We start from the raw sequence: 26,553 nt of genomic DNA, 5'->3' as shown, positions 1-26,553 counted from the left end.
TAAAAAAAAAAGGAAATTACTCAACCCTTGGTGAATTAATTGAGGGACATTATATCGAGAGGTGGAACATTAATTATGAAAGATAAAGTAAAGGGTCTTATCGTTGGTTTAACGATCGGTTCTGTATTAAGCGGTACCGCAGCATTCGCAACAAACAGTCAAATTGAAGTAGCTTTCCGAAGTCTTAAGTATATGTTTGACGGTGTTGAGAAAGCCCCTTCCGAAGCAAAAGGATTTATTTATGAAGGTTCTACCTATGTACCTCTTAGATTTGTAAGTGAAGCACTCGGGAAAAAAGTCGAGTGGGACGAAGAAAATGAAACCATTTGGATCGGCAACAATCCTAAGCATGTGGTTGCAACTTACAAGGGTGGAACTGTGACCAAAGGTGAATTTGATACCTTCTTTGCTTTGCAAGCGCTCTTCAATGGAGGTCATGCAGCCTCTAAAGATGACCCTGCTTACCAAAAAAGCATGATCACACAGCTCATTCAAAACCGAATTCTTTTCGGTAAAGCATCTGAGGCCGACCAGAACGCCGCCAAAGACGGTGCTGTTAAACAAATCGCTGCTTGGAAAAGCCAATTTGGCGAAGCTAAGTTTATGGACGATTTAAAAAAGGTGAACACGACGGCAACTGATCTTCAGTACTTTCTAGTGGGCAGCATCGGCGCACAAAATTACATCAAGTCCAGTATTTCAGATAGCCAGTTAAAAGCCAAATATGATGAAACACTCAAAGCAGATAAAGATGCTTATACGATTGCCTCCGTGCGTCACATTTTGATTGGATTAAAAGACCCAGCAAGCTCAGACAACAAAGCTCTTCGTACAAAAGAGGAAGCACTCATACGTGCAAAAGAAGTTCAACAGAAGCTTAAGAACGGTGAAGATTTCGCCAAATTGGCCAAAGAATATTCAGATGACCCAGGTTCCAAGGATACAGGCGGTCTTTATGCGGATGCCGATGTAAATCAGTGGGTTCCTGAGTTTAAGAAAGCAGCAATCGAGCAGACAATTGGAACGATTAGTGATCCCATCGCGACAGAGTTTGGTTATCACGTTATTAAAGTGGAAGCCAGATCCGTTAAATCCTTTGATTCTGTGAAAGAGCAGCTGAAAACTTCGCTTGAACAGCAGCAATTTCAACAATTTTCAGAAAAAGAACTGCCTGGTTTGATTGAAAAGATCGATTTAGGTCAATAAATGGTGTACAATGAATGTTTGTTAAAGTATACAAGTTGAAGGATGGAATGCAGCATGTTTTATGCAAAAGACTGGGTTGATTATGAGCTCCTCGATACAGGCGGCGGCGAAAAGCTCGAGCGTTGGGGCACGATCGTCCTAAGAAGACCAGACCCGCAAATCATTTGGCCGTTACAAAAAGAAACATCAGCATGGCGTCAAGCTGACGCCCATTATCACCGCAGCGCAAGCGGCGGCGGACAATGGCAGCAGCACGCTGAGCTGCCTGAACGCTGGACGATTAACTATGACCAGAAATTGTCCTTCTATATTAAGCCGACCAGCTTCAAGCATACGGGCTTATTCCCAGAGCAAGCAGTCAACTGGAAATGGATGATGGATAAAATCCAAGGAGCCGGACGCCCCATCAAGGTACTGAACCTGTTTGCTTATACAGGTGGAGCCTCACTGGCTTGCGCTTACGCAGGTGCCGAAGTATGCCATGTGGATGCCTCCAAAGGTGTCGTTCAATGGGCTAAGGAAAATCTGCATCTGAGCGGCCTAGGCAGCCGTCCTGTTCGTTTTATCACGGATGACGTATTCAAATTCGTACAAAGAGAACAGCGCCGCGGAAGCAAATACGATGCGATTATCATGGATCCGCCTTCCTACGGACGCGGACCCAATGGCGAGACTTGGAAATTGGAAGATGACCTCTTCCCTTTCATTGAGACCTGCCAATCGATTCTGACGGACAATCCGTTGTTCCTGTTGATCAACTCTTATACAACGGGAATCTCGGCAACTGTGCTTCAGAATATTTTAAGCATGGCGATGAAAGCCAAGCATGGCGGCACGATCTCCAGTGGCGAAATCGGCCTGCCGATCACCCACTCCGGCTTGATGCTCCCTTGCGGTATTCTGGGACGCTGGGAGGCGTAACAGTGGCAGTATCTAGAGATGGCTCGGGAGCATCGCAAATTCCGATACTGTTCGAAGACAATCACATTCTTGTGGTTGAGAAGCCCGTCAACATGCCTACGCAGGAAGACGATTCACGCGATCCTGATCTGCTGAATGTATTGAAGGCAGATCTGAAGCACCGTCATAACAAGCCCGGCAATGTGTACCTCGGGCTTGTACACCGGCTTGATCGGCCCGTTGGCGGCGTGATGGTTTTCGCCAAAACATCAAAAGCCGCGTCCCGACTATCTGACGCGGTACGAACGAGGCAGCTCGACAAGACGTACGTCGCTGTCGTACATGGTAAGCCGCCACAACCGTCCGCTACGCTGCGTCACTTTCTTTGGAAGGACACGCGTACGAATACCGTCAGCGTGGTCAGAGAAGGCCAGCAGGACGCCAAGGAGGCCGTGCTGGACTATAAGCTGCTCGGCAGCCAAGACGGGCTCAGCTTGATCCAGATCAAGCTGCACACCGGGCGGCCGCATCAAATCCGCGTGCAGCTGGCAGCCATCGGCTGCACGCTCTACGGCGACCAGCGCTACGGCAGCGCGGTCAACAAGCCCGGCCAGCAGCTTGCGCTGTGGGCTACCGCTCTTGCCTTTGAGCATCCAACGCTCAAAGAGACGCTGCGCTTTCGGTCGCTGCCGCCGATGCAGCGGCCCTGGAGCGAATTTACACTCCCAGAGTTGTAAATTCGCCTGAAGCCCCTGGGTCGCTATTAATTGGCGACCTTCCCCAGCAAATAAATAAGCAATTTCTGATTATGGGCGGAAACGCGGCTCAGGTATGAATCCAAAAGTTGTTCCCGGATTCTCATACCTCGCTCGCATTCCGCCTTTCCTTTGTCCGTGACGTTGACCCAAACGATGCGGCGGTCCTTCTCATCCCGCTCCCTTACGATCAATTCACCTTTCTCCATCCGATCTAACAGTGTTGTCACAGCTGCAGGCGTTGTGGATAAATATTCGATTAAATCAGAAGGCTTCATCCGTTCATTCGTCATAAGCAGCTCTAACACGTTAAGCTGTCCTTCAGTAATAGTAGGGGCTAATCCTACCTCCATCTGGTTTTTCAATTCCTTAGACAATTTCAACCATAGCTTCCCAAATTCATCGGAATACAATCTCATCAACTCGCCTTCCAACATCTCCTAAGGCAAGTATAGCATGCCTTTTCTTTGGTTTAAAGGTTAATGCCATTAATATTTTCAGACAAAAGCTGCACGGTTTGAGACATGCTGTGGCTTGCTGTCGATCCTTCCATTACTTTGTCCGATTAACAAGAAAATCGCCCAAGCTTCTCGACTTCTTTTAACACCTCGCCCACTACTTACATATACTGTGATGCAGGTATGTACGGTTTTTACGAACGAAATCAGTTTCTATGGCTTCGTCAGCCTCACAAAAAGGAGACTTTCGATTGATTCACAACTGGTATTCATAATTCCAATATGCGTTCTTAGAGTCGTTGCAGCAGCTTCGTTAAGATAAATGGGCTATCGTGGTTACCAATGTTGTATTTTCTACAACAATTCACACACCAAAAGGCTATTTTCCAGCTTGAAGTTGCATTTCGTACAACATATTGAGCACATTTGTTGCGATATGCTCTATATTGGGCCAAATTGTTGTACATTATGCAACATCGAAGGGCGAGAGGCTGGATCTGGGCAGCAATTGTTGCACTTTCTACAACATCATTCGGCCGAGAATGTGGATTCATTCATTCATTCATTCATTCATTCATCTGACAACTTCATTAAGCCTAAATGGAGATGATTCCAATAAGACATGACCTGTACAGTTGAATTGAATTTCTGGAAATACACCTAGCCCATTGGAATTTATCCACTGTTTTACTCATTTGCGCATTGAGGTGACACGTTCTGTTGGATATTTTCCAATGAAACTGCTTCTAAATGTTAATCAGGATAGGGATTTTGGGATTTCATTGGATTTTTACAATGGAAGAACGATTTCCCACGTCCGAACAAGTATTCTATTGGATTTTCTCCAATGATTTTGATGGTATCTTAGCTTAAATGCAATTAAATCCAGAGAAACTGCATAGGTCATGTATAGACACCAATATATAAAAAATGGGTTGAATGAATCAACGGTCTAAATAGTCTAACGAGTCTAGTTTTCAAGAAATCTCAAAGGAGTGGTTTAAGGTGGACGCTTGGAAAATAGAGCTGGGTAAAAAGGCACTTGAGGCTGGCATAATGAAAGACCCACAGTGGCTGGATCGATTAGACGAACCGATGCCCCTGTGGGTCCTATTGGAGTTAGCTTTTATGCTCATTGAGAAGCTGGATCCACCTACAGTCAGCTATGATTGAGGGAATCTCAGGATCTCTACGATCGCATCTGTTTTGGAAACAGGAATAAGTTGTTTACCTTGTGCTTTTCGATCCTCCAGAGGTGCTGTCTCTGTTGAGAAACGCAGCTTCTCCCCATTACTCATGACAGCCGTAATGAGATAATCCATTTTCACGATAAATGTGCGTATTAACGCTGAACCATTAGGTCTCACACGCTTGCCTTCTTTAAATTCGAAGGTAAGTATGCCCTTCCCGCCGCGGCCTTGGATCGGGTAGTCCACGACTAGGGAACGCTTCGCATACCCGAGGTCCGAGATGACCAGAACTTCCCCTTCATCTCCATAAATCCACTCGGCTGAGACGACTTCATCGTCTTCCTTGAGCTGGATGCCGCGTACACCCGCGGCCGCACGGCCCATCGGGTTCACTTCTTCCTCACGGAAACGGATGCTCATGCCCTGCTTCGTGACAAGCAAGATTTCCTTCGTATTGTCACTTAAGTGTACATGAAGGACTTCGTCATTCTCACCAAGCTTACAAGCCACGATTCCGTTTGAGCGGTTCGTCATATATTCTTTAAGCTCTGTACGCTTTACTTGTCCTTTGCGTGTGACGAACACAAGCGACTTGGTCGGATCCTCAAAGCCCTTCACCGGAATAACGTTAACGATGCGATCTTCCTTGGCAATAGGAATGACATTCACAATCGCGGTGCCGTTCTCTTTCCACTTGTACTCAGGTACTTGATGGACAGGCAGCAAATAATATTGACCTTTCTTCGTGAAGATCAGCAAGCTTTCGATCGTGTTCACGTCGAGCAGGAAGCGCAAGTAATCGCCTTCCTTCAGCCCTGTATTCTCGAGTTCTCCGCCTGAACGTGTGAAGGAAAGCTTGCTCGTCCGTTTCAGGTAACCTTCATTGGACAACGTAACCAGGACGTCCTCCGCATTCACGAGTACCTCAAGATTAACTTTCAGCTCCTCTACTTCACCTTGGATATCCGAGCGGCGGTCAATGCCATACTTCTTACGGATTTCGCCCATTTCATCCTTGATCACGCCCAACAGCTTCTTCAAGCTGCCAAGAATACCACGTAAATAGGCAATCGTTTTCTCTACATCTTTCAACTCTTTTTCAAGCGTTGTGATTTCTAAATTCGTTAATCGGTATAATTGCAAAACAAGAATAGCATCTGCTTGACGCTCAGAGAATCCAAACTTCTCAACAAGGTTGTTTTGCGCATCTTGCCGATTCTTAGAAGCTTTAATCGTTGCGATAACTTCGTCCAGTATGTTAAGAGCTTTGACAAGTCCCTCTAACACATGTGCACGGTCCTCGGCTTTCTCGAGCTCGTATTGGGAGCGGAACGTAACAACTTCCTTCTGATGACCAATATAGGCTTCAAGAATTTCACGAATACCCAATTGACGCGGCGCTTTATTCACAATCGCAACCATATTGAAATTGTAGGTCACTTGCAAGTCTGTCTTCTTCAGTAAGTAAGCCAAAATACCCTGGGCATCAGCTTCCTTCTTAAGCTCCACGACAATTCGCAACCCATTTCGACCGCTTTCATCGCGTACTTCGGCAATTCCTTCGATTTTCTTCTCAAGACGAATATTCTCCATGGCCGTAACCAAACGAGATTTGACAACTTGATAAGGAATCTCCGTGATTACAATTTGTTGTCTGCCGCCGCGCATATCTTCTATCGCCGTTTTGGAACGTATGTAAATACGGCCTTTTCCCGTGCGATAAGCTTCGCGAATGCCTTCCTCACCCATGATAATGCCTGAAGTAGGAAAATCGGGTCCTTTGACGATTGTCATCAATTCTTCGACAGTGATCTCAGGCTTGTCGATCATGGCTGTGCAAGCATCAATGATTTCACGCAAATTATGCGGCGGAATTTCCGTTGCGAATCCAGCCGAAATCCCGGTAACACCATTTACCAGTAAGTTCGGATACCGCGCTGGAAGCACGACGGGCTCCTTCGTGGAATTATCGAAATTATCCTTGAACATGACCGTACGTTTCTCGATATCACGCAGAAGTTCCATCGCGATCTCAGAAAGTCTCGCCTCTGTGTAACGCATAGCTGCCGGCGGATCATCATCCATGGATCCCCAGTTTCCATGGCCATCCACGAGCGTGTGGCCCATCTTCCAAGGCTGCGCCATACGAACCATTCCGTCATAAATGGACGCATCTCCGTGCGGATGATAATTCCCCATGACATCACCGACGGTTTTCGCCGATTTACGATAAGGCTTATCAGGGGTATTACCAGAGTCATACATCGCGTATAATACACGTCGTTGTACTGGCTTCAAACCATCCCTTACATCTGGAATCGCGCGATCCTGAATAATATATTTAGAATAACGCCCGAATCGATCGCCAACGATCTCCTCCAGATAGGCAGGTAAAAACTCTTCTAATATGCTCATCTTTCATTCACCACTCTTTTTGGTCTACTCTACATATTCGGTAAAATCGACGTTCTCGATAATCCACCGCTTGCGTGGATCTACCTTATCGCCCATTAATGTTGTTACTCGCCGTTCTGCTTTAGCGGGATCTTCAATCTGAACCTGCAGCAAGGTACGGCTTTCCGGGTTCATCGTCGTTTCCCACAACTGCTCCGGATTCATCTCGCCAAGACCTTTATAACGCTGCAGCTCGGTATTCTTACCAAGTTCTTTGACAACAACCTGTAGTTGATCGTCCGTCCAAGCGTACTTGTGTCCACCATTCTTGCCTTTTCTTGTCACTTTATAAAGCGGAGGCTGTGCGATGTACACTTTCCCCTGATCAATCAATGGCTTCATATAGCGGTAAAAGAAGGTCAAAAGCAGGACTTGAATGTGTGCACCGTCTGTGTCTGCATCTGTCATAATAATAATTTTGCCGTAATTCATTTCTTCTGCTTCGAACTCAGAGCCAACTCCAGCCCCAATAGCTGCGATGATCGCTTTGTATTCGTCATTTTTCATAATATCGAGAAGCTTGGACTTCTCGGGATTCATCGGTTTTCCTTTGAGCGGCAATATCGCCTGGTGCTTGGAGTCACGCCCTTGCTTCGCTGAACCGCCGGCGGAATCTCCTTCGACAATGAACAACTCATTGCGCTGCAAATCCTTCGATTGTGCAGGGGTTAGCTTCCCATTCAGGTTCGAGCTTTCACTCTTTCCTTTTTTACCGCTGCGAATTTCTTCCCGCGCTTTACGAGCGGCTTCACGTGCTTTAGAAGCTTGTACAGCTTTCTTCAGCATCATTTGCGCGATTTGTGGATTTTCCTCCAAGAAAACAGTCATTTTATCAGAAACAACCGCATCCACTGCGCTTCTAGCATTCGCGCTTCCAAGCTGATCTTTGGTTTGACCAACGAATTCAACATCGCCCATCTTGATATTGATAACAACCATCATACCTTCCCGAAGGTCGGTACCATCCAGGTTTTTTTCTTTTTCTTTGATAATGCCCCCTTTACGGGCATAATCATTCATGACTCGCGTATAAGCTGTCTTAAATCCAGTCTCATGTGTACCGCCCCCGCGAGTAGGGATGGAGTTTACGAAGGAAGCGATCGTTTCCGTGTAGCCATCGTTGTATTGCAGGGCCACCTCAACTTCGATTTCATCTTTTTCAGAAGCAAAGTGAATCACAGGATGAAGAACAGTTTTCTCCTCATTCAGGAATTCAACGAATTGACTTGCTCCACCCTCATATTGAAAAGTGTCCAGCTTATCCGACCGTTCATCTTTCAAGTTTACAAGCAGCCCTGAGTTGAGGAAAGCAATTTCTTGCAGACGTTCAGCTAAAGTATCGTAGTTGATCGTTGTGCCGCCTTGAAATACGCGTTTGTCAGGCTTGAAAGTAACTTTCGTTCCCGTGCGATTCGTATTCCCTACAACTTCGAGTCCTGTAACCGGTTCACCAACATGCTCGATTCCTGCATCGTCGACCCAATATTCAAAGCGCATTTTGTGCACCTTGCCATCTCGGTAAATTTCTACTTCCAGCCATTCGGATAAAGCATTCGTTACCGATGCGCCAACACCATGGAGTCCGCCAGACTTCTTATAGCCTGATCCACCAAATTTGCCGCCGGCATGTAAAATAGTAAATACAACCTGCGGTGTTGGCACGCCGGTCTTATGCATACCGGTTGGAATCCCCCTGCCATTATCCTGAACCGTAATGGACTGATCTTTATGTATCGTCACATTAATCTTCGAACAATGTTTGGCAAGATGCTCGTCAACCGCATTGTCCACGATCTCCCAGATCAGATGATGAAGACCTGATGCACTTGTACTACCAATATACATCCCTGGTCTTTTACGAACCGCTACAAGACCTTCCAGGACTTGTATATCATCAGCCTCATAATTCGATGTTGGGGCTATTGCTTTCGCAAATTCTAGCTGCTCGGACATTGAAGCCCTCCTTTATCTAATATAACCGTTAATTCAAAACATCTTTTCGTGAAAACACCGTAAATGAAACGATGAGTGAAGCGATCGCCCACACAATTAAAACGCTTAGTGAGAAGGTCAAGTCCATCCCTTTAATTGGCGGAAGGCCACCTGTTAAATACTTAGTTAAGTCCAAATTGACCATAAACAAATATTTCGCAGTTTCCCAAGACGACACCATGTTCGAAAGAATGGTTCCTGATATTAATACGGCAAGCATGACCCCCATACCTGCTGCTGTGGAACGAATGAGAACGGATAGCATTAGTGACATGAGTGCTACGACTAATGCTGAGAACCAAACCAATCCAAACTCCATGATCAGAAAAAACCATTGATCAACTGCACGTACAAGACTGAAATCCACTTCCGTGCCTGTCAGCTTAATACCTGTAAATACAGGCATCGTCCATCCGTTATATCCAAAAACAACACCGGAAATCAAATAACATAAGACGCCAGTGGACAATACGGTTAGCGAAGTAAAGAAGACAACCGTAATTAACTTACTCAATAGGATTTTCCATCGCCGGACCGGTCTTGTCAACAATAATTTAATAGTCCCCGTAGAATGCTCAGATGATACGATGTCAGCGGAAATGACCATGATAATGAGCGGAATGAATAAACCGACCGCATTTTTCACAAACTCGCGTGTAAAAGTAACCGCATTCGGCGTGCTCGGATCCACATCTTTTTCAAGATAATAGTTAGCGATTTGAATTTGCACTCTAAGCTGTTGCTTCCACTCATCCGGCGTTCGAGCCGAGCTTAATCGCTTTTCCCAGTCGGCAATTTTCTGCCGTTGGTCCGCTTTCCAGTCAGTCGTTCCGAACTGCTTTTGTGTATTTTGGGCAACTCGCATTTGAGCATAAGTGAACATAGGGATTAATGCAAGAAGTATAAGTAGGATAACATAAAAGCGTTTTTTCTTAATCATTTTAATACATTCATTCTTAACAAGGGCATATAAACTAAGCAATTCTTTCACCTTCCCTACTCAATTCTTTCACCCTCGGTTAGGCTCAAGAACAAATCTTCCAGTGTTGGATTTTTGATTTCTACAGCAAAGAGGCTAATTCCTGCTTCCATCAAATGCTGACTTACCTGCGGGACGTTTTCCTTATCCATTTGAGTAACGATTTGTTTCACCGCCAAGGGTAAGCCTATCGGACTCTCTTGAGAAATTTCCTCAATGCCGAGCACGAGCGGCGACGCCTCTAAAAGCCCCTCGGCCTTCTCGACCGGAGACACGGACCACACTACTTTGCCGCCTTGAGCGACCAACTCATCGACAGCACCCACTTGAATGACTTCACCATGACTAATGATGGCTACACGATGGCACATCTGCTGAATTTCGCTAAGCAAGTGACTGGACACGAACAAGCTAAGTCCACCCGCGGCCAAACGCTGAATGAACTCCCTCATTTCCTTAATCCCTTGTGGATCAAGACCATTCGTCGGCTCGTCCAATATCAATAAACTAGGCCGTCCAAGCAGTGCCTGTGCAATACCTAGTCGTTGACGCATACCAAGGGAATAAGTACGTACCTTATCGTGAATTCGTTGGTCCATAGAGACGATCTCCACAACCTCTTGGATTCGTTTCTCATCGACATTCGGCAGCATTCTTGCAAAATGCTCAAGATTTTCCCAACCTGTCAAATAGGAGTATAGCTCGGGATTCTCGACGATACAACCAACATGGCGCATCGCTTGATTATGCTCTTTGTGAACATCGTGACCACAAATCTGAATAGACCCTTCAGTCGGACGTATTAAATCAACGAGCATGCGAATCGTTGTTGTTTTTCCCGATCCGTTGGGTCCTAAGAAACCAAAGATCTCACCCGCGTATACATCAAATGAAATTCCTTTAATTATCTCTTTATTTTTAATTCGTTTTTTTAAATTTTTCACAGATAAAACCGTGGTTGGAACTGCTTCTAATGCCATCTGTATGACCTCCCCTACTTCAGAATTTGTACAATCCTATCGGCAATGCGCTCATAGCCGTCCCCGTTAGGATGAAAATGATCGGCTGAAGACAAATATTTGATCAAATTTTGTTCAAACAAATCATAGGTTGGGACAATGACCATATGTGGATAACGATTCATCATCTCAAATACACTGTTATTCCATCGCTGTATAATAAGCGAACCTTCTTTTTTGGGATCTAAATCAAGAAAAGGATGATATAAGCCAACATACAACACAGTTGCATTCGGATTGGCCAAATTAATCGCTTTAATAACCTTCTCCATTTTGGCCAGCGCAGGTTCTATACGTTTCAGTGCACCCTCTGGGTTAAATTCCGTCTGATTTTCTCCTGTAAAAAGCCCGTCCCCACCAGCAAAAATATCGTTGCCACCAATCGTGAGTAAAATGATATCCGCCTGAGCGAGTGCGTCCTGCGTCTTTTTCAATGCTAAATCAGAGAGAAGTTGATCACTCTTATAGCCTGGAATCGCCAGATTATTAAGCACGAATACCGGTTTTCCGCTTTCCTTCTCCAGCTTTTCGCGGACACGTCCAACGTATCCTTTGCCAGTATTATCACCAGTTCCTGCAGTTAATGAATCACCAAGCGCAACAATCTGAAGCTTACTTTTGCTCTCAATCATTGTTTCTTTCTTAGGTGTAGTCGTTACAACATTGAGGTCTCCGGATGCTTTAGGAAACCATATTTGATTCGCCGCGTAAGCAAAGCCTACTGCGAAAACAATCGTAGATATCGAAGCTGTAAGGCCAATTGCACCCCACATAAGACGAGTAGATCTCAAGGTGAAGTCCCCTCCTGCGAATAAATGGCATAATTCACTCTAAGAGTATAGCTTCTTGAATAAATTTGCAAACATTGCAAAATGGATCGGGCCCACAAGAGAGCGTGAGTTACCCGTTTCAATTATTTTGAAAAAGTATGCTGCTTTCAAAGAAGTTGGCTGTATTTTAACAAAATGCGTTACAAGCTACACGCAGCGCGGATGTCAGCACTGTTTTCATCTGCAACGCTGAAAATGAGCCTGTCGATTAACTGTTCATAACTTCGGAAATTCTGCGGGAGACCACAAAGAATCAGTCGATTCTATTCGAAATTTCATATACAAAACGTGATTTGAGCCCTGATTCTGTATATGTATCCGAAAAATCATATACATTCTCTGTATGTGTCCGTGCACTTTAAAACTGTCCACAATTAATCGACAGCCCCAATTTCATCGTTAAAGTCGGGATACCGCTCAACATTATCACTTTAACGATGAAAAACATTGTAAAAACATCGTTACAAGTTGCACGCAGCGCGGGAGCAAGGTATATTCTCACCTGTATTAAAGGGTTACATCTCTGTCACCAAAATCATATATAAATTCTGCCCTGAAAATTAAAAATTTTCATTCATCAGTTATGCCGCAACGAGGCATGGAAGCCTTATCTTATGATATAAGCTCGTAAACCGAGCTCTCACTTGTCGATGCTTACAATAGGCTCGGTTTCGGAGCCTATTGTAAGGGAAAATCGTTGCGAAAAATGTAGGCTGAGAAGCCGTTTTCCATCAGCCCATTCAACTCACGTCCGTGCTCTAAACTTCCTCTATTCACCGAAAAAAGCCGTTTAACCGCCAAAGCAGCTAAACAGCTTTTTCTCAGAACGTTAAACAGCATCCTGCAAAAATTTATATTGGGCTTGAATAAGTCCATAGTAAATCTTTTGTTGTTTCATGAGTTCCTCATGATTACCAATCTCCATCATACGCCCATGATCGAGTACGACGATTTTATCAGCATTCCGAATGGTGGAAAGTCGGTGCGCGACGATGAAGGAGGTTCGACCAGCAAGCAGCGTTTTGAGAGCTTCCTGGATTTTGAGCTCCGTATCCGTATCAATACTAGCCGTTGCTTCATCCAAAATAAGAACACGCGGGTTCGCAAGCAGTGCTCTGGCAAAGGAAAGCAACTGACGCTGACCCATCGAGAGTACGTTACCGCGCTCTTGAACCTCGGTATCATAGCCGCTTGGCAAACTCATGATAAAGTCATGTGCATGAACAGCCTTGGCAACAAATTCAATCTCTTCATTCGTAGCATTCAAACGACCGAAGCGGATATTTTCCCTAATCGTTCCAGAGAAAATAAACGTATCTTGCAGGACAACTCCAATTTGAGAGCGCAAACTCTGAATGGTTACATTTCGAATATCATGACCATCGATAAGTATCTTGCCTTCATTCGGGTCATAGAAACGACATAGTAAATTCATAATCGTACTTTTACCCGAACCTGTATGACCAACAAGCGCGATGGATTGCCCAGCCTGTACATCTAGATTAATACCGTTGAGAGCTGGTCTGCCAGGCTCATACTCAAATACGAGATTTTCAAACTTCACTTTGCCTTGGATGCTCGGCAGATCTTTAGCGCCTTCGATTTCAGCCACGGTTGGTTCCTCATCTATAAACTCGAAGATCCTCTCCGCTGAAGCCATTGCAATGAGCAATTGGGAATACATTTGACCTAACCGCGTAATAGGTTCCCAGAAATAGCCTATGTAGGTAGCAAATGCAACCAACAAACCGACGGATATCTCTTCCGTTTGAATTAAATGAGCGCCTAGCCAAAACAGTATACAATAGCCAACAGCTCCCGTAATTTCAATGAGTGGACCAAACGATTGGTTGAGCATCGAAGCCCGGTTCCAAGACAACCGATTGACCATATTCATTTTGGTAAAGAATTGAATATTTTCTTTTTCTTGTGTATAGGCTTGTGTAACTTTGATGCCTTGTATGCATTCATTTAAATGCGCATTCAGACGGGATTGCTTCATCGTCACGTCCTGCCAAGCACGACGAATTTTTTTCCGAAGCTGAGTCGAAATAAGAAACATAATCGGAACGGTCACGATAATTGCGGCGCCTAATTTGAAATTAAAGGTCAATAAAATAATGATAATGCCACAGAGCTGCACCACATCAATTAATAAGTTAACAACACCGTTCGTGAACAAATCTTGCAAAGAATTCACATAGTTTGTGACTCGAACGAGCACAGAGCCAGCCGGACGTGTATCGAAGAAACGAAACGACAGCTTCTGAATATGACTGAATAAATCATGACGCAGATCGTAGATGACGCGCTGACCAATCATATTCGTATATTTAATACGGAATGTATTGGCTAACCATTGAATGACATATACGGCAAACATGATGCCAACGATTAGGAAAAGTAGATTCTTATCCTTCGGAATGATGGAATTATCAATGGCTTCACGAATGAGCAGTGGAATGGTCAGCTTGGTGATTGCTCCTACCAACATCATAATAATGATGATAGGCAACATCTGCTTCTTATAAGGCTTCATATAACTAAATAATCGTTTTAACTGACCCCAATCAAAAGGCTTTTCAATCAGTTCATCATCTTGATATACGAATCGTTGCCCCGCTTGGGAATCTTCAATTTTGGCAGATGCCTCGGCTTGCGTCGAATTAGTACTCAATGTGCTAACCTTCTTTCATGCGATGGAGAATGGTTTAATGCATCCAAATCCAAATCCAATTCCGTATCCTTCGTTGCCGCAGCCTGGCTGCTTGCAGCCGTTTTCTCAGGCCCATCCGCATACTGAATATCATAGGTTTGACGGTATAGCCCTTCCTGCTGAAGCAGATCCTGATGTGTGCCTCTTTGTACAATCCGTCCTTTATCCAGAACAATAATTTCATCGGCATGTTTCAAGGAAGAAATCCGGTGTGCAATGATGAAGGTTGTACGGCCATTCATAACCTCGCCGAAGCCTGCTTGAATCTCATGTTCTGTTTCCATATCAACCGCGCTAGTCGCGTCATCTAGAACGAGAATTTTAGGATCCTTAATAAGTGCCCGAGCGATGGCAATCCGCTGCTTTTGACCTCCGGACAAGCCTAATCCGCGTTCACCAACTACCGTGTCGTAACCTTCCGGAAGCTCCATAATGAAATCATGCGCTTTGGACAGCTTAGCTGCCCGAATAATGTCATCCATTGTCACATCTTTACGTCCATAAGAGATATTGTTTCGGATTGAAGAGGAAAACAAGAATGTTTCTTGGAAAACTGTAGCGATCTGATTGCGATAGCTTTCTACTTGCAAAGATCGAATATCTTGACCATCTAACATAACCTTGCCTTCTTTAACGTTATAAGCTCTCATTAGCAAGGAAATTACTGTCGTTTTACCCGAACCTGTGCTGCCTAATAACCCTATGACGGAACCAGGAGGAGCATCAACCGAGAAATCATAAAGTGCAGGCTGTTTATCCGGATATGAAAATGTCACATGATCAAACTGTACATGACCTTTAATATTTTCACTCTTCAAAGCAGTTGCATTTTGTTGATCTTTCACATGCATATAATGATTCAAAATTTCCAAAATTTTCTCGCCGGAAGCTTTGGTTTGTGTAAAGTTATTGATATGAAATCCAAGACCCCACATCGGTCCAATAATGTACCAAATGAGACTGAAACAGGCAACAAGTTCACCTAACGTAATGGTATTCTCGATCACCATGTACCCGCCAACTCCGAGCAAAGTGACGACACTTAAATTCGCCAAAATCTCCATGATGGGAAAATACTTTGCCCAGATCCCTGAGGTTTCAATATTCATGGCCTTGTAATCCTCATTGCGTGTTGAAAACTTCGTTACTTCATGAGGTTCGCGAGCAAATGATTTCACCGTTCGAACACCTGTGATATTTTCTTGTACCGCAGTTGTCATCGTACTGAGAGATTGTCGTACCATCCGAAAAGCTGGATGAATTTTACCTTCAAACCGAATGGCAGTAAACGCCAGAAATGGCATCGTAATCATCGTAAGTAAAGCTAGCTTCCAGTTAATCGAAAACATCATCCCCATACCGAAAACTAGCATCAACATCACGTTTAAAAGCTGAGCAAAGCCGAAGCCGATAAACTGTCGAATGGCCTCCAAATCAGCAGTCAATCTAGACATTAAGTCCCCAGTTCTTGCTTGATCATAGTACTGAAAGGATAAGTACTGAAGCTTGTTGTACAGCGCATTACGTAAATGATACGCGACGCGGTTACCTAGACGACCTCCGCATAAGCCGTGAAGAAATTGAAACATTCCCTTCATTGAAACGACCAGTACGACTACAAGCGCTAATCTGGGAACTAGCTCAAATTGTTTCTTCGTGATTACGTCGTCGATTAAATACCGCAGTAAATTCGGATAAACAAGACCGAGCGCGGTTGCCACTGCTAAACATAAAATGGCTCCAAAAAACAATTTTTTCTCTGGCCAAAAATACGGCTTCAGTTGCCTGAACACTTCCACTCTGGGGCCCCCTCCTCAAGAAGGATAAATTGGAAAAGCTTAGAAAGCGTTTTATTACCTAATGAATCTTAACACCATCCCTATTAGCGAGCAATCAGAGGATACGAGGATTTAAACGCTTAAATGCCCATAACTTCACAAAAACTTGCAGGAATCCCCCCTATTCTTTAAAATCATCCCGATACCCATCGATGTAAGCCCTTACATGGCAATACGCAAAAAAGGGTTGGCCAAGTTCAATAGAACCTGACCAACCCATTTGTTTAATCATTAAACAAAAGCCTTTAATTGATGCTGTTTGGATATAAGTTCGTTCAAATCAATCTTCATTTCGAGAGCATCGCGAAGCCCTTCAGCATGTTCATTCAGCTCCTGAAGCATCAGATTTTTCTGTGTTGCTAGCCAATTTTCCAACTGGTTCGCATAAGCTTGTTCAAGCTCCAATGTTTGCTGCTCGATAAATTCTGCAACCGGCGTGTTCATCCGGTTTTCCAAATCTGCTCTGAGCTTGCTTTTGCCATCGCCTTCGAAAAATTGCTTCGCATTTTTGAAATGACTTTGGAGCAGCTTCAAGGTTACATCTGGAACATCAAGGTTAGACGTAATTTCAGGTGTCACAAACTTATTTGATTCATATGTTCCACTTTCGAAACCTTCCAGCAACTCACCAAGCTGCTCTTCCCAGCGCTTTACACGGCTCTTGCTAATCAAATTCATGCGATTTTCGACCCGAAGCGTTGTGGCCAAAACCTCTTGAGATAAATCGTAGCCAATCATCCGCTGCAGTTCACCCCATGCGGATTGCAGAGCTTGCTTCGGATCTCTGGCATCATCCCTGAAGGTTGATGGATTAAAAGCATAATTGTACAATTCACCAAAGCGGTACATCGTGCGCTGCTTGACGTAGTACAAAAGCTCCTGAATTTCTTTCTTTAATTCTTTAAGCTCCGCGTCATACAGGGTATTTTCTAGCAGTTCAGTTCCGGTATGCTCCGCCTGACCGAGCTTGGTTAACTGAAGCTTACGCTCTTCCTCCCCAGACTGCGCTCGCTCCAGCCATTGCTGCATGGTAGCAATCGCGCGATTCAGCTCCAAATTAGCAGCATGGATAGCGACATCGCTAAGCTCATTGAACGTAAACTTCACGAATTCTTGCTCAAATGGCTGAATGCCAGATTGGGTAACCAACGCATCGTTACCTGTTATTTTGCCCTCTGCGGCCAAATAACTGGAAATTGGATAAATACGCGGATTTCGAATGCCGTGCTGCAGTAAATTCGTTTCCACATGTTTAATAACGCCATTTAATTCTTCCGAGCTAGCGGCAAGATCAGCCGCATTGACGATGAAAAACATTTTATCCATCTCGAAGCTATCCTTCACACGACCGAGCTGCAAAAGAAATTCGCGGTCTGCCTGCGAGAAGGCATGATTGTAATAAGTAACGAAAAGAATAGCATCCGCATTTTTAATATAGTTAAAAGCTACCCCGGTATGGCGGGCATTAATGGAATCAGCCCCTGGCGTATCAACGAATATAATGCCTTGTTCCGTCAATGGATTGGAATAATATAATTCGATAAATTCAACAAAACAGGACTTGGATTCGTCTGCGACATAGCTTGGGAATTCGTCTTTGGTGATTTTTAGTTCTGTGCCTAAATGATCTTGTGCTAACGCCCAGCCCTTCTCTACTGCTTTCAGGAAGGAATAGTGCGGCTTCCCTTTGGCCGTAACGTCCGCCGGAGAAAGTGCGCTTATGCGTTTGAGGGCTGAAGCCATGTCTGTCGCCTGCACGCCAAGTATGTCCAAAGAATAGAGAACGTCCTGCATAATCGCGTCCGTCTTCTTCATCCTGACCTTGGCTGTGCCATGCGGCCAACCTTCCTGCGGCGGCATGATCTTATTGATCGCCGCCGTCGTTGGGTTCGGCGAAACCGGCAGCACTCTTTCACCAATCAACGCATTGGCGAAAGAGGATTTGCCGGCGCTGAAGGCGCCGAACAGGGCAATCGTGAACGTCCGCTGCCGCAGACGTTCCGATTTCTCGCGCATGGAGCGCGCGATCGACCTCATCGACGGCAGGCCTTCGATGAGGCTTGAGGCCGCCTGCAAGTCGGCGGCCTTGCGCTCCATGCGCTTACCGTGTTCACCCGAGGTGAACGCGGTAGGCGCTGATGCAGCTGCCTCCGCTGGGGCAACTGCAGTGCCTGCGGCCGCCGACGCTGTGGCGGCGGCCTGCAGGATTGTGCCCATGGAGGTCACGTGAAGCCCCCCGCTCAGCGGGACGGCTGCCGTCTCCTCCATGGCCGTGTACTGCTGCGCAGCCGGCAGCGCCGGCGCAGACGGTCTAGGCCAGCTGGCCATGCGCAGCAGCTGGGCCACCGCCTCCGCCTCGGCTTCCTCGAGGCGCTGCAGTTCCCGGCAAGCGCTGAGGCGAACGCCCAGCGCTTCGAGCTCTGCCGCAAGCGCGTCAGCCGCTTGCGCCCCCCCTTCGCGGACTGCTGCCGCGATTAGATCAATCACCGCAAAAGCCTGCTTTCGGTACTGCTGTTTAATATCAGCTGACAACTGCTTCATGAAGTTGAGCGTATATTCGCCGCCAAAGGTTGCGCCAGCATTCACTTGTGCTGCGAGCCACTGTGTCGTCACATCAACCTTCAGTGCTTCGATTTGCTCTGTCAGGGCAGGATCATGCTGCCCTTGCTCCTGAGAAGCCTTCTTCAAAGCATCTCGTAGATGCCAATCCAGCTGCGCTTCTACCTGTTCAGCCAAATCCGCCTGAAACGCGCCCAGGCGTTTCTCCGTCTCTAGAGCAGTTTGCGCAGCTCTGGAGAAAAAACCTACCTTGAACCCGGGTTTACGGCTCTCCAAATACGCATGAGCCTGGTCCCTGGTCAAGGCTGGTGTTATATTGGCATTCTCGATAATCATGCCAACTTCCTTACGGAGCGCCGCCGTTAACGCTTCCGGCCGTCCCTTCACCGCTGCAAGCTCTTCCTGCTTCGCAGCAGCTTGCGCCTGAACCTCTTGCACGTCACTTTCCTGGCTGATTTGCTCCATAAGCGCCGCTTTCTGCGGCTCATGCTGATCAGCCAACCACTTGCCGTGCTCATCTGCAAGATAACGCGCGGATGCGTCGATGCTGAAGCTTCGCAGATCATCCCCGCGCTCAATCAAACGGCTTAGGAGCCATTGCAGCTTCGCATACTCATTATGCGGATGGCTCGGCTCCTTCATGGTCACGAACAGCAAATCATCCGGCTCGATGCCCCAGCTCAAGAAAGCTTGCTTCGTCCCCTCCTGATACTGTTCAAAAGGAAGCTCCCATTCTTTGTGCTTATCAATCATATTCACAATCAGATAGAGCGGCTTGCCCCACTCCTTCATCTTCTTTGTGAACGCAAGATTAACTTCAGATTGAACATGATTGTAATCCATAACATAGAAAACTACATCGGCTAGATGTAAGGCCGACTCCGTAGATTGATGATGGGCATCATCCGTAGAATCAATTCCAGGCGTATCAAGCAGCGCCGTGTGACTGTCTAGAAATGGAATCGGATAAGTAATCTCTACCGTTTCAATATCTGTACCATTGACGCAATATGCTTCTAATTCTTCAAGCGCAATCGTCTTCGGTTTTACCTGGTTGTTTGTTGTGCCATCCTTCATACGATGTGTTACATGTGCTCCAGGTGCTCCATTACGAATACTCACAATGTTTGCACTTGTTGGTATTGGGCTGGACGGCAGTAAAGCATGCCCACAAAGCTGATTAATCAGGGTCGATTTCCCCGCTGAGAAATGGCCGCAGAACGCTATATTCATCCGTCCAGCGGCTATTTTATCAAGCAGCTGACCTAGCTTGCTTGCGTTGTCGTAATCCCCTTTTGCTTGCAGATTAATCTGCATGTTCCTGATCGCATCCGGCATGACCGAGATGCTTATATCCACCATTTGCGTCATACGTCCATTCCGCTCCTTATGATCCGTTCTTCTCTCCAAACATAACCAAGGACAAACGACTCCGTCGTCCTTCTGGGACGAGCGCGTTTGTCAAGGTAGATGCGAAGCAAAAGTATAAAACTTATACTTTCTTATCTACAGAAAAAAATCTCCCAAAGGGAGATTTAGGTTTTAGGACATTACTGCTTTTTCTTTTTCCGGCAAGAAAATCTCAAAGACATCGCGATGCTGCAAAATCGTAATGTCGGAGTCTTTTACTTTCATAACAACGACTTCGGATTTCGTTTTCATCTTGTCTATGTAATTCTGAGGAACTTCACCGGATTCACTGACTGTTACACCTTCAATGACTTTTTCCTCATTATCGGCTAGGGGCGTGTTAATCACTTGCTCATAAATATCAGAGAACAGTTCAAAGCTATTGGTGTATACGGCGATGCATTTCATTTCAAATCCCATCCTTTGTCTGCATATCATTTGTTTGTAATAGTTTTCCTAGTTGCACTTGGTTTCATACGTTTCTTACCCTCACGGCAATTGCTGAGCAATGGGCATATCGTGCACTGCGGATTCTGAGCTTTGCAGTGATACCGACCGAAGAATATAAGACGATGATGCGTTTGAGTCCACTCTTCACGCGGAACCTTCTTCATCAGCTTCTTTTCAACTTCAAGCACCGAATCGTCCCAGCCAACTAATCCTAGTCTTTTGGAGACTCGCTCAACATGGGTGTCTACTGCTATTGCAGGAACCCCGAAAGCGTTCGATACGACGACATTTGCCGTTTTACGGCCTACGCCTGGCAGTTCGACCAAGTGTTCGTGCTTCTCTGGAATTTCGCCTTCAAACTTGTCCAGCAGCAATTGACACAATTTTTGAATATTGCTTGCCTTATTTCGAAATAATCCAATCCGTCGAATGTCTTGCTCCAGTTCCGAAAGTGGAACGGCCAAGTAATCTTCAGGACGCTTATATTTCTGAAATAAATCCAATGTCACCTTATTCACGGTTTCATCGGTGCATTGAGCCGATAATAATACAGCAATCGTTAATTCAAACGGATTACTGTGGCGCAGCTCGCAATGTGCATCCGGAAAGAGCTCACCGATTGTATCCAAAATATGCCTTACTAGCTTCTGTGTCATGTCTTTACTTCCTTAGGGTCGTAATAATCTCCAGTGTAGCGAATTGTGGCGTTAGAATCAATGCTTGAAAGCGTCAAAATGCGAACATTTTCTAAATAATTGCCATATTTTTTTTATAAATAGAAAAAAACCGTCTGCCTTAGAAGTCAAGCTCCTAATATACAGACGGATGAACTTTATTTTTGTTCAAAATTATTTCTCAATCTCAACAATTTTATCGTCTAACACATAAAGCGTTACTTGATCTCCAGCTGCAAAAGAGGATGCCGACACAACATCTGTTCCTTTATGGAAATAAGCTCTTGGGAAAATACTATAAGCCGTTTTTTCTCCGGAGCTTGTAGCTTTGAAGTAAAATTGGTTCACAACGTTATTGTAGTTATCCACTTCCCGCTTGGATCCTACAGCTACTTGAATAATCATCTTGTCATTGGCGTCTTTCATCACTTCAACACGATCGCCTACTTTGATGGAGGTGAAACTCCATGGAACGCCGCCATTAAGTTTAACGTCATAGTTGCTGCCTGCGTTAATCACTTGACTTTTACCTGAAAAATCTTGAACGGTTAAGCTTGCGCTAGCCGCATTCACAGCTGTAACCTTACCGCGTACGGGACTTATGAGCTCTGCTTTCACAACAGCTAGACCTTTGAACGTAAGCTTTACATAATCATCAAGAGCAACGTCTGTAATAGATCCTACACTTTGATCCGCTTTGACGATTGGAACACCATCCAGGGAAAGGACATAAGAAGTGTTCGCCTCATCCGTAACGGTAATTTGCTTGCTGTTCACATTCGTTAAAATTGTTTTATAAAGTGCTGTTTTACTCGTCACAATTTTCGTGACAATTCCCTGATCGAAGCTTAGTAATAGGCTAACATTGTCCCCAACTTTTAAATCAGACAGTGTGCTGTTAGGCTTATTCGCAAGCTCAACCTGTGGAGCGTAATTAAGCTTGAACGTCAAGCTTTGACCGCTGTCCGTTTTCAATGTAATATCATTCGTTTGTAAATTTAATTGCGTTAGTGCGCCATCCAATTGGGAGGACATTTGAATTTGAGTGACGTTATCTTTAGACACAAGTAAATCTACATATTTCCCTGCCGTAAATGTGCTGCTGAAGTTTGCAAAAGGAAGCTTCACTCCTGCATATGAAATGGAAACTGTATCTTTTAAAATATAAGCATGCGGTTTACCTGTATTATCGATAACGGTTAATAATTTCGATGCTTGATCGTATGAAATAATTTTGGCAAAGTATAAGTTCTCAATAGAACGGTTGGTTACCGTAATTAAAGTTACTTTGTTGTTCAAAACATCCAGCTTAAGCTGATCTCCTGAAGCGATATCATAAATACCAGCCGTAGCTAAACCATTAATTCTCACTTGCACGTTATCGCTAAGAACATAGGATGCTAATGTCCCGCCAGCAGATTTGGTTATTGTTAAAAATGTTTTGTCATCGCCAAGCGCTTTCAAAGTCCCCTCAACACTTATACCGACATCCGCTTGCTTTTTAATAACGATCTTCACAATTTCACTGTTCTTAACCGTATACTCAACCGAATCTCCTACATGAAGAGAATTGATATCTACGAGGCTGTTATCTGGTAAAGTCGCAATCAAATTGCTTGAGAAACCATAGGTCTCAGGCTGCCCTGATACGGTGTCAAGAAGCGTAATTTGCATGGCATCTTTGTTAAGCGTTTGAATCGCGCCGTCTGCTGTTTTATTAACGGGTACCTGTTGAACGATGATGGACGTATATTTATCACTTTTGACGATCTTGCTTTTACGCAATTGAATTGTACTGCCATTTACGATATCTCCTAGGCTTAGCCCGCGTCCATCTGCATCTGTTACAGCGACATCCGGCGCTAAATCATAGCTCTCAAAATCATCCAATGTTGCCTTGAGGCTGCTCATATTCAATTTCAATAATTTACCTTCATGGATATCCAGCTGAAGCTCATCACTAATGATTTCAACATAATAGGCTGTTCCATTCACTTGAACGAGAGAGACTTCAAACGTTTCTTGCAGCGTTTTCGCAGTAATTGCGGTATCATTTTTATTCCCAAAGAAAACAGTGTTCGGCGATAGTTTATATGTACTCGTATTCCCATCTTTATCCATAAGGCCAATAGTGCCGCTCGTTAAGCTTGTCATGTACCCTTTCACAGCACGTGAAGGCAATGTAGCTAGCTCCTTTTGGGAGCGGCTCAAAAAAGCGGCCATTTGAGCACGCGTGACTGCCCCTTTAGGTTGGAACGTGCCATCTTCAAAGCCGTCTACAACCTTCAAAGCTACAGCTGCATTAACAAATCCCAACGTTGTGCTGCTAATATCATTATTATCTTTGAAAGCCGTCGGTGTTGTCGATAAGCTTTGTGCGGTTGCAGCCTTACCGATCGCGCGAATCACTACTTCAGCTACCCATTCTCTTGTTGCCTTGCGTTGTCCCCATTTATCTTTGGACTTATCGCCTTGGCTTCTCGCTTTCTCTTCCTCGTTGGAGATTAAGCCTTTTTGGAGAGCAATTGCTACATAATTACGCGCATAATTATCAACCAGCATGAAATCGGGAAACACCGTTGCTGTTGTCATTGCGTCTACATCGCCTTGCAAACCCATCATTCGAGTTGCCATTATAAGAACATCTTGCTGTGAAACCGAGTTCTCTGCCCGGTATGCGCCATCCTCGTAGCCTTCAATAATGCCTTCCAAAGCAAGTTTGGATATATGTCGAATACCCCAATAGTCCGATTTTACGTCAGGGAAAGAAAGCCTTACATTACTAGTTGATGTCGTATTTACTGACTCTGCCGCCAAAACTGGCATCCCTGCCAGGCTTGTCATAATTAAAGAGCTAACAATTGCACTTGCTAATTTCTTGTTTCTCATTATTGATTTATACTCCTCTGCTACTGCATTTAATTAGGTCGTTTAATTGGATACGGAAGCTCTAGATGCCCCATTAAGCTATCCACTTGTTTGCCGTTTTTAAGTACATATAAAGACTTCACTTCTGGAAATTGAAACACGGTTTTCTTCAAAGCTTGTAAGAACAACTCCTCACCCGGAGCGCCTAATTGCGTTTTGGGACCAAATTTGAGATCAATCTTCAATTCACCCTTCGCTTTATCAAACGAAGTGCTAGTGAATGTAAGATCATCAAATAAAGGAATCGCTTTAGGATCATCACTCTTTTTGAGTGCATTTAGTGTGGCTTCATATACGTCAGCGTCCTGCTTGTAGCTGACTGTTACTTCTTTTTCTATAAGTTTCATCTCGTCCTGATCACTGTAAAAGGCTTTGACCTTTTTTTGCTTTAAAGGTTCTGGTGTTGCCGTTGGGGTTGGTGCAGGACTTTGTACCATCTTTGTAGGGGTCGGCACAATCGTAGCTTGCGGTGTTGCTCCACCGACGAGCTGACCTTTCTGACCGCAGGCAGTTACAGACAACGTGATGGCACTTACAAGAACCACCCCATAGAATAGGCGACTTGTTTTGGTCATCTCACTCACTCCTTAGCGTTTTGCATAGCAAAACGAACTTCGAAAGCATATGCTTAAAGCTTTCGTCTTATTTGAGGTTCAGGTATTCTTTGAAGGCAGCAACGATAGAAGCTGCTACTTTGTCTTGGAAAGCTTCCTTAAACATGGCAGATTCATCGTTCTTATTAGACAAATACCCCACTTCGACCAGGACAGCCGGCATAGTCGTTTTCGTGATGACCCTGAAATCAGCTTGACGTACTTTGCGATCAGGAAGTCCTGCAGCGGCAACCACATTTTTGTGGATGACGTTAGCAAAAGCTAAGCTTTCCGGTCTGTTATAATACGTTTCCGTTCCCGATACCGTAGCATTGGCGCTATTCCCGTGAATCGATAGGAATAGATCTGTTTGAATGTCGTTCGCAAAAGAAACCCGGCCATCCAGTGGAATAAACGTATCATCAGAGCGAGTCATAAGGACGTTAACACGCTTGTCCTGAACAAGAAGCTTCTCTACCTTCTTCGCTGTAGCAAGTGTAAAATCCTTCTCATGCTTGCCAGTTATGGATAATGCACCAGGATCATTATCACCGTGCCCTGCATCAATCACCACGGTTAACTGATGCTCCACAATCGCGGCTGACCATTGATTTGGATTCTTAGAAGGTTGAATGCGATAGTCAGCTGAACCTTTCAAATCCAAAATAATTCTCACTGTAGCCGGGTTATCAGAAAAGTTAGAAAAGCGCACTTTCTCAACTAGAGGATGCTTAGATGGCAGCTCACCTGCATTATTTACAAGCAATTTTTGAAGAGAAGGATCTAAAGATGTGTTAGGAAAGTCAAACACGATGCGATTCGGGTTCGATAATTTCATCATTGTCGGAACTAAAGAGCCGTCTTTCGCGGTTACGGTTAACTCCTTCTCAGATAGCACAATCGAAGTCAATAAATGGGCATTAGGATCGGGTTTTATCGTTCCTGGATCTGTACCTGTACCTGGCACCGACGGTTTTGGAGGCGTTACTTCGCCATGATTGGGGTCTTCTACAACATCGATGGGTCCTGTGACTGGTTTGGAATCGGAATCATCTTTTTTAAACATATGAACAGATGAGGTTAAAGAGTCCCATTTAAATTCAATACCCATAAGTTGACCAATGAAACGTAGTGGAAGCATCGTGTTGCCTTTTTCGATGATTGGCGCTACTTCCAAATTCTCCTTCTTGCCTTTAATCAGAGCCGTTTTACTGTCGATAACCAATTGAATGTTCATATCGTCTTTGACGATCGTTACCTTGCGTGTTGGTTCATCCCAACTCACCTTGGCGCCAATTTCTTCAACGATAATTCTTACAGGTACAATCGTATTGCCATTTACTATTCGGGGCTGGACTTCGTTAGATACCAGCTTTTTTTCATTCATGTAAAGCTTAATTCCACTGGTGGATTCAGCTCCCATCGCATAGGAAGGAAGAAGCAGCATGCAAACTAGCAGCATTATATAAAATGCAGGAAATTTCATCATTCACCTCTATGTAATGTCGGGATTGGGATTGTAAACTCAAACTCTTAAACTCTATCTTCTAAAAACTGGCAGCAACGTGTCTAATGTATCAAAATTATCATATGCCCGACAGC

The 26,553-nt window shown here is 44.7% G+C and carries 18 protein-coding genes; 4 read left to right on the top strand and 14 right to left on the bottom strand.

Annotated elements, in window-relative coordinates; translation table 11 throughout:
* Positions 1 to 75 precede the first annotated feature (75 nt).
* Genes ASG93_RS31910 through ASG93_RS31900 form a run of 3 tightly spaced genes read left to right on the top strand, consistent with a single transcriptional unit; the run spans position 76 to position 2,843 of the window.
* Positions 76 to 1,206, top strand: a complete 1,131-nt coding sequence (locus ASG93_RS31910) for a peptidylprolyl isomerase (protein ID WP_056838896.1) — start codon at positions 76 to 78, stop codon at positions 1,204 to 1,206.
* Positions 1,207 to 1,260: 54 nt separating this feature from the next.
* A complete protein-coding gene (locus ASG93_RS31905) occupies positions 1,261 to 2,127 on the top strand; it encodes a class I SAM-dependent methyltransferase (RefSeq protein WP_056838894.1) in 867 nt (288 codons plus the stop codon).
* A 2-nt stretch (positions 2,128 to 2,129) separates the two neighbouring features.
* Positions 2,130 to 2,843, top strand: a complete 714-nt coding sequence (locus ASG93_RS31900) for an RluA family pseudouridine synthase (protein ID WP_056838892.1) — start codon at positions 2,130 to 2,132, stop codon at positions 2,841 to 2,843.
* Between the two features lie 26 nt (positions 2,844 to 2,869).
* Here the strand turns inward: ASG93_RS31900 and ASG93_RS31895 are convergent, their stop codons facing one another.
* Positions 2,870 to 3,274, bottom strand: coding sequence for a MarR family winged helix-turn-helix transcriptional regulator (locus ASG93_RS31895; RefSeq protein WP_056839103.1), 405 nt, complete (start codon positions 3,272 to 3,274; stop codon positions 2,870 to 2,872).
* Between the two features lie 1,050 nt (positions 3,275 to 4,324).
* Here ASG93_RS31895 and ASG93_RS35595 point away from each other — a divergent pair.
* Entirely contained in the window at positions 4,325 to 4,492 is a 168-nt protein-coding gene (locus ASG93_RS35595; protein WP_156411112.1) for a hypothetical protein, read from the top strand.
* Here ASG93_RS35595 and gyrA read toward each other — a convergent pair.
* The 13 genes from gyrA to ASG93_RS31830 form a co-directional block, all read right to left on the bottom strand.
* A complete protein-coding gene (gyrA, locus tag ASG93_RS31890; RefSeq protein ID WP_056838890.1) occupies positions 4,483 to 6,924 on the bottom strand; it encodes a DNA gyrase subunit A in 2,442 nt (813 codons plus the stop codon). The genes ASG93_RS35595 and gyrA overlap by 10 nt on opposite strands.
* A gap of 24 nt (positions 6,925 to 6,948) precedes the next feature.
* On the bottom strand, positions 6,949 to 8,916 hold the full coding sequence (gene parE, locus ASG93_RS31885; RefSeq protein WP_056838887.1) for a DNA topoisomerase IV subunit B: 1,968 nt from the start codon (positions 8,914 to 8,916) through the stop codon (positions 6,949 to 6,951).
* A 28-nt stretch (positions 8,917 to 8,944) separates the two neighbouring features.
* On the bottom strand, positions 8,945 to 9,937 hold the full coding sequence (locus ASG93_RS31880) for an ABC transporter permease (protein WP_056838885.1): 993 nt from the start codon (positions 9,935 to 9,937) through the stop codon (positions 8,945 to 8,947).
* Positions 9,938 to 9,951: 14 nt separating this feature from the next.
* Positions 9,952 to 10,914, bottom strand: a complete 963-nt coding sequence (locus ASG93_RS31875; protein ID WP_056838884.1) for an ABC transporter ATP-binding protein — start codon at positions 10,912 to 10,914, stop codon at positions 9,952 to 9,954.
* 14 nt (positions 10,915 to 10,928) lie between these two features.
* Positions 10,929 to 11,744 carry a GDSL-type esterase/lipase family protein gene (locus ASG93_RS31870; RefSeq protein WP_200984555.1) on the bottom strand — a complete coding sequence of 272 codons (816 nt, stop codon included), beginning with the start codon at positions 11,742 to 11,744 and terminating at the stop codon, positions 10,929 to 10,931.
* Positions 11,745 to 12,612: 868 nt separating this feature from the next.
* The gene (locus tag ASG93_RS31865) at positions 12,613 to 14,460 is read right to left on the bottom strand and encodes an ABC transporter ATP-binding protein (protein ID WP_414858903.1); all 1,848 of its coding nucleotides are present in this window, start codon (positions 14,458 to 14,460) and stop codon (positions 12,613 to 12,615) included.
* Positions 14,457 to 16,298, bottom strand: a complete 1,842-nt coding sequence (locus ASG93_RS31860) for an ABC transporter ATP-binding protein (RefSeq protein WP_056838879.1) — start codon at positions 16,296 to 16,298, stop codon at positions 14,457 to 14,459. Before ASG93_RS31860 ends, ASG93_RS31865 begins: the two co-directional genes overlap by 4 nt.
* A gap of 270 nt (positions 16,299 to 16,568) precedes the next feature.
* A complete protein-coding gene (locus ASG93_RS31855; protein WP_056838876.1) occupies positions 16,569 to 20,267 on the bottom strand; it encodes a dynamin family protein in 3,699 nt (1,232 codons plus the stop codon).
* Positions 20,268 to 20,438: 171 nt separating this feature from the next.
* Positions 20,439 to 20,714 carry a hypothetical protein gene (locus tag ASG93_RS31850; RefSeq protein WP_029193089.1) on the bottom strand — a complete coding sequence of 92 codons (276 nt, stop codon included), beginning with the start codon at positions 20,712 to 20,714 and terminating at the stop codon, positions 20,439 to 20,441.
* A 26-nt stretch (positions 20,715 to 20,740) separates the two neighbouring features.
* Positions 20,741 to 21,412, bottom strand: coding sequence for an endonuclease III (nth, locus tag ASG93_RS31845; RefSeq protein ID WP_056838874.1), 672 nt, complete (start codon positions 21,410 to 21,412; stop codon positions 20,741 to 20,743).
* 192 nt (positions 21,413 to 21,604) lie between these two features.
* Positions 21,605 to 24,319, bottom strand: coding sequence for an S-layer homology domain-containing protein (locus tag ASG93_RS31840; RefSeq protein ID WP_056838872.1), 2,715 nt, complete (start codon positions 24,317 to 24,319; stop codon positions 21,605 to 21,607).
* A 29-nt stretch (positions 24,320 to 24,348) separates the two neighbouring features.
* The gene (locus tag ASG93_RS31835; protein ID WP_056838869.1) at positions 24,349 to 24,933 is read right to left on the bottom strand and encodes a GerMN domain-containing protein; all 585 of its coding nucleotides are present in this window, start codon (positions 24,931 to 24,933) and stop codon (positions 24,349 to 24,351) included.
* 67 nt (positions 24,934 to 25,000) lie between these two features.
* Positions 25,001 to 26,440, bottom strand: coding sequence for an N-acetylmuramoyl-L-alanine amidase family protein (locus ASG93_RS31830; RefSeq protein WP_082615214.1), 1,440 nt, complete (start codon positions 26,438 to 26,440; stop codon positions 25,001 to 25,003).
* Positions 26,441 to 26,553 lie beyond the last annotated feature (113 nt).

Source organism: Paenibacillus sp. Soil787, assembly GCF_001429545.1.
In the GTDB taxonomy this organism is placed as follows: Bacteria; Bacillota; Bacilli; order Paenibacillales; family NBRC-103111; genus Paenibacillus_E.
The sequence above is the reverse complement of the archived record's forward strand: the minus strand, read 5'-3'. Positions and strand labels throughout refer to the sequence as shown.

Bases quoted from the DNA above. Each gene is read 5' to 3' on its own strand.
- ASG93_RS31910 (WP_056838896.1), top strand. From the start codon at position 76: ATGAAAGATAAAGTAAAGGGTCTTATCGTTGGTTTAACGATCGGTTCT.
- ASG93_RS31905 (WP_056838894.1), top strand. From the start codon at position 1,261: ATGTTTTATGCAAAAGACTGGGTTGATTATGAGCTCCTCGATACAGGC.
- gyrA (WP_056838890.1), bottom strand. From the start codon at position 6,924: ATGAGCATATTAGAAGAGTTTTTACCTGCCTATCTGGAGGAGATCGTT.
- parE (WP_056838887.1), bottom strand. From the start codon at position 8,916: ATGTCCGAGCAGCTAGAATTTGCGAAAGCAATAGCCCCAACATCGAAT.
- ASG93_RS31875 (WP_056838884.1), bottom strand. From the start codon at position 10,914: ATGGCATTAGAAGCAGTTCCAACCACGGTTTTATCTGTGAAAAATTTA.
- ASG93_RS31855 (WP_056838876.1), bottom strand. From the start codon at position 20,267: ATGACGCAAATGGTGGATATAAGCATCTCGGTCATGCCGGATGCGATC.
- ASG93_RS31850 (WP_029193089.1), bottom strand. From the start codon at position 20,714: ATGAAATGCATCGCCGTATACACCAATAGCTTTGAACTGTTCTCTGAT.
- nth (WP_056838874.1), bottom strand. From the start codon at position 21,412: ATGACACAGAAGCTAGTAAGGCATATTTTGGATACAATCGGTGAGCTC.
- ASG93_RS31840 (WP_056838872.1), bottom strand. From the start codon at position 24,319: ATGAGAAACAAGAAATTAGCAAGTGCAATTGTTAGCTCTTTAATTATG.
- ASG93_RS31835 (WP_056838869.1), bottom strand. From the start codon at position 24,933: ATGACCAAAACAAGTCGCCTATTCTATGGGGTGGTTCTTGTAAGTGCC.
- ASG93_RS31830 (WP_082615214.1), bottom strand. From the start codon at position 26,440: ATGATGAAATTTCCTGCATTTTATATAATGCTGCTAGTTTGCATGCTG.